This window comes from Microbispora bryophytorum, assembly GCF_006874465.1.
Taxonomy (GTDB): domain Bacteria; phylum Actinomycetota; class Actinomycetes; order Streptosporangiales; family Streptosporangiaceae; genus Microbispora; species Microbispora bryophytorum.
Genome location: NZ_VIRL01000045.1, coordinates 1 through 8,888 on the forward strand (window position 1 = coordinate 1; position 8,888 = coordinate 8,888).

Below are 8,888 nucleotides of genomic sequence, written 5' to 3' on the forward strand. Positions count from 1 at the left end.
GGGATCTGATTTTGTATTTGTTCGGTACGCCGGGTCAGCATCGGTTCTGGTTCATGTGGGATGACCTGGTGCGGGGGGCGATCGGTGCGGTGGTGCTGGTCGACACGCGGCGGTTGGCCGACAGTTTTCCCGCGGTGGACTACTTCGAGGAGGCGCGTCTGCCCTTCGTCGTCGGCGTCAACGGCTTCGACGGGCAGTTCCCGCACGCCGAGGAGGAGGTGCGGGAGGCGATGACGCTGTCGCCCCAGGTCCCGATCGTCCGCACCGACGCCCGCGACCGCGAATCGGTCAAGAGCGCCCTGATCGCCCTCGTCGAACACGCGCTGACCATGCGGGTCTCCGTTCCCGGGCCCAATTTCCACCAAGGTCGTGTCTGACAGAGCACGCTCTGCCGCGGGTGGCCCGGGCGGTGCCTGATCCACCCCATGGAAACTCCTCGCAGGCGTGGACTTTCCATGGGGCTCGGGAAGATCGGCGACGGGGGCGGCCCTCTGCGCGGCGCTCGGGGTTCAGCAGCCGGGGTTCAGCAGCCGGGGCTCAGCGGGGCAGGGCCTCGATCAGGCTCGCCCCGGCGGGCAGCGGCAGGACGCGGGAGAGGGTGAAACCGGCCTCGCCGAGCAGCCGGGTGTGTTCGCCCAGCGTGCGCTCCATCCCGCCCTCGGTCAACGCGAGCATGCGCATGTCGAGGTCCTTGCCGATGTGCGGCGTGCCGTCGTCCGGCAGCACCATTTCGAGCAGCAGCAGCCGGCCGTGGGGGAGAGCCGCCTTCCGTACGTTGGTGAGAATGCGCAGGCTCGCCTCGTCACTCCAGTTGTGGATGACGCTGGCCAGCAGATAGAGGTCCCCGCCCTCGGGCACGCCCTCGAAGAAGTCGCCGCTCTCGAACTCGCACCGGTCGCCGAGGCCCCGCGCGTTGAGGGACTCCCGGGCGTTCTCCACCACGTGCGCGATGTCGAAGAGCACGCCGCGCATGCCGGGGTGCTGGTCGAGCACCGCCGCCAGCAGGTGCCCCGTCCCCCCGGCGATGTCCACGAACGTCTTCACGCCGGTGAAGTCGTAGGCGGTGGCCAGAGCGGCCTCCAGCGGCGCCGCGCGGATGGCCATGTACTCGTTGAACAGGCGGGCGGCCTCAGGTTGCTCCTGGAAATAGCCGTACAAGGGGCCGAATCGCGAGATGAAGGCGGACCGCCCCTCTTTCACGGTCTGCGCCAGGTTGCCCATGGCGTACCAGTAACCGGTTTCGGCCGCCATGCGCAGGGCGGAGCGCATGCTGCCGGGAACCCCGTCGCGCAGCGTCTGACCCTCCTCGGTCAGCTCGTACGTCCCCGGAGCGACGGCGCGGACCACGCCGAGCGCCTCGAGTTCCCGCAGCAGGCGCGCCAGGGAGGGCTCGTGCGCGTCACACGCCTTGGCGAGCTCCGCCACGTCCATCGGGCCGGCGGCCAGGTGTTCGGCGCAGCCCAGTTCGGCCATCGCGGCGAGCGCGGCGAACCGGGAGAGCCCGATGATGGCGTCCCAGGCGGGGCCGGTGGAGTCGATCACTTCTTCTCCAGAACAGTTGAGGTGGGGGAGCCGCCTCGGACCAGGCGGCCGACTTCGGCACGCAGCCGGACGAACGCGTCGCGCTGCCGGGTCGCGATCTGGTCGCGTGATTCGCCCAGGTCGACCGGCAGGTCGGCGGCGACCCGGGCCGGGGACCGGGTGAGGACGATCACCCGGTCGCCGACGTAGACGCTTTCGTCGATGTCGTGTGTGATCAGCAGGGTCGTCATGCCGTGATGCGCGCAGACCCGCAGCACCAAATCTTCGAGGTCCTCGCGGGTCTGCGCGTCCACCGAGCCGAAGGGCTCGTCCATCAGCAGCAGGGACGGGCGGTAGGCGAGGGCGCGGGCGATCGACACACGTTGCTGCATGCCGCCGGACATCTCCCAGGGGTACTTCGCCGCGGCGTCGGCCAGGCCGACCTGGTCCAGTGCGGCGATCGCCGCCTCCCTGCGGCGCCGCCGGTCCAGCCCGCGGCGTCGCAGCGGCAGCGCCACGTTGTTCGCGGCGGTCATCCAGGGGTAGAGCGAACGGCTGTAGTCCTGGAAGACGACGGCCAGGTTGTCGGGGATACGGTCGACGGGCTGCCCGCCGATCAGCACCCGGCCCCCGGTGGGACGGATGAGACCGGCGACGGACCGCAGCAGAGTGGACTTGCCGCAACCGGATGGGCCCACGACACAGACGAGTTCGCCCTCGGCGGCGCGGATGTTCACCCCGTCGAGAACGCGATGCGAGCCGTAGGAGTGGACCAGATCGGTGATCTCGAGCACGATGCCTTCCTAGGTGGTCTGCCTGGCATTGGTGTGCCAGGCGAGAACGCGCCGTTCCAAGAGCAGGAACGCGGAGTTGAGCAGATAGCCGAGAAGGCCGAGCACCACCAGGCAGCCCCACATGTCGGTGTAGAGGTAGCTGCGCTGCGCCGTCAGGAGCCGGTAGCCGAGGCCGCCGGAGCCGGCGAGGATCTCCGCGATGATCAGCAGGATCAGGGCCAGTGAGAGGGCCAGCCGCAGGCCGGCGAAGATCTTGGGCATCGCGGCGGGAATGATCACTCTGGTGAGCCGCTCCACCGTCGAGAAGCCGAAGATGCGTGCGGTCTCCAGGTGTTGCCGGTCCACCGTACGGGTGCCGTCGACGGTGTTGAGGAGGATCGGCCAGATGATTCCGAACACGATCGTCGTGAGCTGCGCCGGCGTGCTCAGCTTCAGCAGAGCGAGGAAGAAGGGAACCAGCAGCGGAGGCGGCACGGCCCGGCCGAGGTGGATCAGCGGGTCGAGGTAGCCGGACAGGCGGGGTGAACAGCCGATGGCGATTCCGGCGGTCACGCCGAGGACCGCGGCCAGCGTCCACCCGGCGAACAGGCGGGCGAGGCTGGGGCCGAAATCGTCCATCGCCTGCTCTGTCAGCAGGAGATGGGCCGCCGGGCCCGACAGCCACATCTCGCCCATCCGGGCCAGCGTCGCCGACGGAGGAGGGAAGAACGGTTGCTCGGCGGCACGGGTGGCGATCTCCCAGACCACGAGCGTCACCGGCACCAGCCAGAGACGGCCGACGGCTCTGATCACGTTCATCGGGCGGCTCCGGTGCGTGCGTCGTGCCAGCGGAACAGCCTGCGTTCCACCGCGACCAGGGCGGTGTTGGACAGGACGCCGAACAGGCCGGCCCACAGGGCCGCGCCGAGCATCAGGTCCATCCGGTTGCCGCTCGCGGCCTCCGTGATGTAGATCCCGACGCCCTCCGCCCCGCCTGCGAGCAGCTCCGCGCTGATCACGAGGATCACCGCGGTGCCCGCGGCGACGCGGATCCCGGTCGCGATGAAGGGCGCCGCGCTGGGCAGCGCCACCCGGAGCAGCACGGACACCGGACCGAACCCGAAGCTGCGCAGGGTCTCCTTGGCGAGCGGGTCGACGTCCCTGAGCGCGTAGATCGTGTTGATGACGATCGGCCAGGACGCCGCGTAGACGACGACGGCCACCCTCAGGTGCAGGTTGTCGCTGAACAGCAGGATCGCGAGGGGGATGATGGCGACCGACGGGATGGGCCGGAGGAACTCGATCAGCGGCCGTACGGCCCGCTCCACGGGCGGCAGGGCCCCGAGCGCGAGTCCGGCCGGGACCGCCACCGCCACGGTCAGCAGCAGTCCGAGCCCCCAGGCGGCGAGCGAAGCACGCGCGTCGGCGAGGAACTCCCCGTCGACGAGCAGTTCCGCCGCGCCGCGGAGGATCGTGGACATACGGGGCAGGAAGCGGTCGTCGATCAGGCCGGTCGCGCCGACGATCTCGGCCGCTGCGAGGAACCCCGCGACGCCGGCGACGCCGCGGAGGACTCGTGCGTGTTCCATGGCAGGTGCGGGATCTTTGTCAGCTCGCCGGGGGCGGGAGGATCATCGACTTCACGTCGAGATCGTTCTTGAGGTAGCCGTACTCCTTCATCAGGTCGGCCACGCGCTGCAGGCGGGACTCGCTGAGGGAGGTCGGGTAGGAGCCGAGGGAGATGACGGCCGCGGTGGCGGCGTCGATCTTGGTGTACTTGGGCAGCGTCTCCTCGACGATCTTGCGGTCCTTCGCGACGATCGCCTGCGCCTTTCCGAGCGCCCGCTGGAACGCGGCTATCGCCTTGGGGTATTTGCTCGCGGTGGCGTCCGTGGTGAACCAGCCGGCGATGGGAAGACTTTCGGTCGGACCGGTCATCTCATCGACGATGATTCGGCCACCCGCTTTCGATGCCACCGTGATGACCGGTTCGGTCATCGCCGCCGCGTCCACCTGGTCGTTTTCCAGGGCGGCGGGCATATCGGGGAAACTCTTCTCCACGAACTGGTCCGGGGTCGCGGTCACCCCGGCCACCTTCATCTGCACCTCGGCGGTCAGCTGGCTGACGCTGTTGAGAACATTGACCGCTATGGTCTTCCCCTTGAGGTCTGCAACAGTTTTGATCGGGGAGTCCTTTTTGACCATGATGACGAAAGCGCCGGGGGCGGCGCCGTAGCTGTCCGCGACATACTTGAACTTCCCCGCACCCTTGTCCTGGGCGAGGAAGGTGCCGACGTACGCGCCGAGCGACAGGTCGAGGCTCCCGCCCAGCAGCTTCTGGGTGGCGACGGCGCCGCCGGCCACCACCTCGGGCTGGACCTCCAGGCCCTCGGCCTTGAAGAACCCCTGATTGATGGCCACCTGCAAGGGTGCGCTGTCCGGCACCGGGATCGTGCCGACCTTCAGCGTCGTCTTCTCGAGTCCGTTGCCGGAGGACGAGGAGGACGTCGTGTCGGAATTGCTGCAAGCGGTGAGCGCCAGGACGGCGGCGACGCCGACGGCGAGAGTACGCCTTATAAGCCTCATGAAGTCTCCTTGTCTGGAGTGGTGAGGTGGCCGCCCGCGCGGGTTGGTCCCGTATAGGCGGCAACGGGCGAGAAGCGTACAGGAGACGTATGGATTCGATGTGTTTGAGTCGCGATTGTAGTGAAATAACCAGCTGTGTCGTAATTTTGAATTACGGCCAAGGGCTTGGACCGGTTCCAGAGGGGGAGTCGTCGGGTATCTCCTGTCCGATATTGCCTTCCCCCTGCTCGCCGTCGTCCTGTGCATGTCCATTTGGGTCGGACACAACTGTGGACCGTTCCAAAATCCCAAGCTCTTTGTCTATCTCGATGCCTTATGCTCAAATTGCCCGGTGATGTGCGGGCTCTCGCAATAGAGCGACCCCGGAGCCTTATCCCAGAGATTCAGCGCGAGAGGTTGCGCCAGTGAGGACAGCAACGATCGAGAGCGGTCGCCGCGCCGAGCCCGAACCGCTCGCCGAGCCCGCCGGCGGCACGTCCTCCGTGGACGGCGGGCCGCCCGACGGGCCCGCGACCGGCAACTCGATTCAGCTGAAGAACTGGCGGGTGCGAACCCGGCTCGTGGCGCTGATCGTGTTGCCCACCGTCGTCGCGGTTCTGCTCGGCGGCCTGCGGGTGGCGGGTTCGATATCCAGCGCCGCCGAGTATCAGCGGGTGCGCGAGGCCGTGGAGCTCGTCGGCAACGTCGGAGTGCTCCTCCACGAACTTCAGCTGGAGCGCGACCTGTCGGTCAAGTACGTCGCGGGCGGCCGTCGTGACAGAGCCCTGCTCGCCACCGTGAACAACCAGCACGACGCCGTGGACGCCGCCGTTCAGCAGGTGCGCGCCCGAGCCGGAACGAGCGGGGACGCGCTGGGCGGGCTCGGCAGGGAGGACCTGTCGCGGGCCCTGGCCCGGCTTGCGGACCTGACCGCGTTCCGGAAGATCGTGCTGGAGTCGCAGCTCCCGCCGCTGCGCGGCATTGAGAATTACCGGCTCGTCACCGACGACCTGCTGAAGCTGTACGACGCGGCGGGTCAGGGAGTCCCGGACGAAGGGCTGTACGCGAGCATCAAGGCGCTCGCGGCGCTCGCCCGGGCCAAGGAGGCGGTCTCGGAGCAGCGCGCGCTGCTCGCCATGGGACTGGCCCAGCAGCGGCTCGACCGGGCCGAGCTCGACGCCTTCACCGGCGCGACGGCCAGGGAGCAGAGCGAGCTGGCGGCCTTCACCGCGGTGGCCACCACCGACGAGCGGCAGCTCTACAGCGACACGGTCACCGACCAGAAGGTGGACCGGGCGCGGTTCTTCATCGACCGGGCGCTGTACCTCGTCGGCACCGGGCAGCTCATCCGCAACCTCGGCGGCAGGGCGGGCGACGCCGACCGCTGGTTCGACGCGATCAGCGAGCAGGCCGACCTCATGCGTGACGTGGCCGCCCACCTGAGCAAGTCGATCGTCGCCCGGAGCGACGCCCTGCAGAGCACCGACCGGAACGCGGCCGTCGTCAGCATCACGTTGGTCATCGTCGTCCTGCTGCTGGTCCTGCTCATCACCGCCGTCATGGCGCGCTCTCTGGTACGGCCGCTGCGGCGGCTGCGCAGCGAGGCGCTGGAGGTCGCCGGGCATCGCCTGCCCAGCCTGGTGCAGCGACTGCGCGAGTCCGACAGCGGCACGGCGGTGCAGGCCGAGGTGCAGCCGATCGGCGTGGTGTCCGCCGACGAGATCGGCGAGGTCGCGCGGGCCTTCGACGAGGTCCACCGTGAGGCCATCCGGCTGGCGGGTGACGAGGCCCGGCTGCGCAGCAACGTCAACGCGATGTTCGTGAACCTGTCGCGGCGTACGCAGACGCTGGTGGAACGTCAGATCGCCCTGATCGACGGACTGGAGCAGGGCGAGCAGGACGAGCAGCGGCTCGGCGACCTGTTCAAGCTCGACCACCTGGCGACCCGCATGCGCCGCAACAGTGAGAACCTCCTGGTTCTCGCCGGGCAGGAGCCCGCACGCCGCTGGAGCCGGCCCGTCGAGATCACCGACGTCATCCGGGCCTCGCTGTCGGAGGTCGAGGGCTACGAACGGGTGATGCTGAACTTCCCCTCGGACGTCTCGATCGCCGGCCAGGCCGTCAACGACGTCATCCACCTGCTCGCCGAGCTGGTGGAGAACGCGCTGGCGTTCTCCGCCCGCGACACCCGCGTGGTGGTCTCGGGCAACCGGATCGACGGCGGGGGCGTGATGATCTCCGTCACCGACTCCGGGATCGGCATGACGTCGGAGGAGATCGCGCAGGCGAACTGGAGGCTGGCGAATCCGCCGGTCGTGGACGTGTCGGTGTCCCGCCGCATGGGCCTGTTCGTGGTCGGCCGTCTCGCCGCCCGCAACGGCATCAGGGTCCAGCTCAGGCCGCACGACGGAGGCGGACTGACGGCCATGGTCCTGCTGCCGGAGTCCATCATGGGCCATCCGGCGAATCAGCCGGAGACCTATTCGAGTGCGTTCGCCCCCGGCTGGAGCCCGCGGCAGACCGAGCAGGGGACGGCGCAGCAAGGAATCGGCGGCTGGGGTCGTCAGCAGCTGCCGGCCGCCGGGGTCGCCGCGCCGGCTCTCCACGATCCGCTCACCCGGATACGCGGCCGGTCGTCCGGCATGGACGAAGCGGCGACCGGGCCTCTGCCGACGGTGACCGGGCCCGTCCCGATGGGGTTCGGCGCGATGCCGGCGACGACGGGACCGGTGTCGATGTCCGGGCCGGTGCACGGCGCTCCCGTCCCGATGGGCGGTATGCGTCCGGGCGGGGCACCGGCACCGGCACCGGCACCGGCTCAGTCCGGGCCGTCGGCCGAGGAGTTCCTGCCGATCTTCGCCTCCGTGGAGTCCGCCTGGTTCCGGCGCACTCCCGCCGCCGACACCGACTCCGGCTGGCAGGAGGCCCCATCGCTGAACGCCGGGTGGCAGGCCGCGGCGGCAGCCACCGAGAAGCCCGCCTCGGACGGCACGACCGTCTCGGGTCTGCCCAAGCGGGTGCCGAAGGCCAACCTGGTGCCCGGCTCGGCCGATGCGGCCGCGGCGGCGTCGGCGGCGCCCGCCCCGCCGCAGCCGCTCCTGTCGCCCGACCGGGCCCGCAGCCGGCTGGCCAGCCTGCAGCAGGGCGTACGGCAGGGCCGGGCGGTGGCCAGGGGCGAACTGAGTGAGGACGAGGGCTACCCGACCGCGAAAGGGGACGGCGCATGAGTGGGTTGAGCCAGGGAGCACGCGGCCTGAACTGGCTGATCGATGATTTCGTGAGTTCGGTGCCGGGTGTGGCGCACACCGTGGTGGTGTCGGCGGACGGGTTGCCCCTGGCGTTCTCCCACGGGTTTCCCAAGGACCGGGCGGATCAGCTGGCGGCGGTTGCGGCCGGGTTGATCAGTCTGACGCAGGGTGCCTCGCGGGTGTTCGAGGGTGGCCCGGTGACGCAGACGGTCGTGGAGATGCAGCGGGGGTTGTTGCTGATCATGTCGATCAGTGACGGGTCCTGTCTGGCGGTGCTGGCGGCGGCGGATTCCGATCTGGGTCTGGTGGCCTATCAGATGACGTTGCTGGTGGAGCGGGCGGGTCAGGTGCTGACCCCCGCGGTCCGCGCCGAGCTCCAATCTGTGTCGTATCCCCGGAGGTGACCGGATGGATCCGTGGGGACAGCCGCCTGGCGCGGAACCGTGGGGTCAGGAACCCGGCGCGGACCCATGGGCGCGGCAGCCGGGCGCCCCGATCTCCGGGGAGCCCGCGTCTCCGGTCCGCCCGTTCACCGTCACCGGCGGGCGTACGACGCCTCGCATGCAACTCGCGCTGGAGGCGCTGGTCTCCTCCGCCACGACCACCCACTTGGACCTGTCCACGAGGCCCCCGGAGTTTCGGGCCATCGCCTCCCTGTGCCGTCAGGTGCGGTCGGTGGCCGAGGTGTCGGCGTTGCTGCGGATTCCGCTGGGTGTGGTTCGCGTGGTGATCGCGGACATGGCGGCGGAGGGGCTGGTGCATGTGCATCAGCCGCAGTTGG

Annotated in this window: 9 protein-coding genes; 4 read left to right on the plus strand and 5 right to left on the minus strand. The window is 69.5% G+C overall.

Features of this window, described 5'->3' with window-relative positions; genetic code table 11:
• Positions 1–377, plus strand: a 377-nt coding sequence (locus FLX07_RS35555; RefSeq protein ID WP_191049481.1) for a GTP-binding protein, incomplete at its 5' end; no start/stop codon positions are given.
• Between the two features lie 160 nt (positions 378–537).
• Here the strand turns inward: FLX07_RS35555 and FLX07_RS35560 are convergent.
• From FLX07_RS35560 to FLX07_RS35580, 5 genes are read right to left on the minus strand one after another with little or no spacing between them, the layout of a single operon-like run.
• The gene (locus FLX07_RS35560) at positions 538–1,542 is read right to left on the minus strand and encodes a methyltransferase (RefSeq protein ID WP_229689991.1); all 1,005 of its coding nucleotides are present in this window, start codon (positions 1,540–1,542) and stop codon (positions 538–540) included.
• Entirely contained in the window at positions 1,539–2,315 is a 777-nt protein-coding gene (locus FLX07_RS35565) for an ABC transporter ATP-binding protein (protein WP_142576341.1), read from the minus strand. Before FLX07_RS35565 ends, FLX07_RS35560 begins: the two co-directional genes overlap by 4 nt.
• A 9-nt stretch (positions 2,316–2,324) precedes the next feature.
• On the minus strand, positions 2,325–3,113 hold the full coding sequence (locus FLX07_RS35570; protein ID WP_142576343.1) for an ABC transporter permease: 789 nt from the start codon (positions 3,111–3,113) through the stop codon (positions 2,325–2,327).
• A complete protein-coding gene (locus FLX07_RS35575) occupies positions 3,110–3,883 on the minus strand; it encodes an ABC transporter permease (protein WP_142576345.1) in 774 nt (257 codons plus the stop codon). Before FLX07_RS35575 ends, FLX07_RS35570 begins: the two co-directional genes overlap by 4 nt.
• Positions 3,884–3,902: 19 nt before the next feature.
• Positions 3,903–4,880 (minus strand): ABC transporter substrate-binding protein, encoded by a 978-nt coding sequence (locus tag FLX07_RS35580; RefSeq protein ID WP_142576347.1) that lies wholly within the window; start codon positions 4,878–4,880, stop codon positions 3,903–3,905.
• 404 nt (positions 4,881–5,284) lie between these two features.
• On the opposite strand from FLX07_RS35580, the gene FLX07_RS35585 reads away from it, so the two are divergent.
• From FLX07_RS35585 to FLX07_RS35595, 3 genes are all read left to right on the plus strand, one after another.
• Positions 5,285–8,086: a sensor histidine kinase gene (locus FLX07_RS35585; RefSeq protein ID WP_229689990.1), complete on the plus strand. Its 2,802-nt coding sequence runs from the start codon at positions 5,285–5,287 to the stop codon at positions 8,084–8,086.
• Complete coding sequence (locus FLX07_RS35590) at positions 8,083–8,511, plus strand: roadblock/LC7 domain-containing protein (RefSeq protein ID WP_142576349.1); 429 nt, start codon at positions 8,083–8,085, stop codon at positions 8,509–8,511. Before FLX07_RS35585 ends, FLX07_RS35590 begins: the two co-directional genes overlap by 4 nt.
• Before the next feature lie 4 nt (positions 8,512–8,515).
• On the plus strand, positions 8,516–8,888 hold a 373-nt coding region (locus FLX07_RS35595), incomplete at its 3' end, for a DUF742 domain-containing protein (protein ID WP_142576351.1).

Bases quoted from the DNA above. Each gene is read 5' to 3' on its own strand.
- FLX07_RS35580 (WP_142576347.1), bottom strand. From the start codon at position 4,880: ATGAGGCTTATAAGGCGTACTCTCGCCGTCGGCGTCGCCGCCGTCCTG.
- FLX07_RS35590 (WP_142576349.1), top strand. From the start codon at position 8,083: ATGAGTGGGTTGAGCCAGGGAGCACGCGGCCTGAACTGGCTGATCGAT.
- FLX07_RS35570 (WP_142576343.1), bottom strand. From the start codon at position 3,113: ATGAACGTGATCAGAGCCGTCGGCCGTCTCTGGCTGGTGCCGGTGACG.
- FLX07_RS35575 (WP_142576345.1), bottom strand. From the start codon at position 3,883: ATGGAACACGCACGAGTCCTCCGCGGCGTCGCCGGCGTCGCGGGGTTC.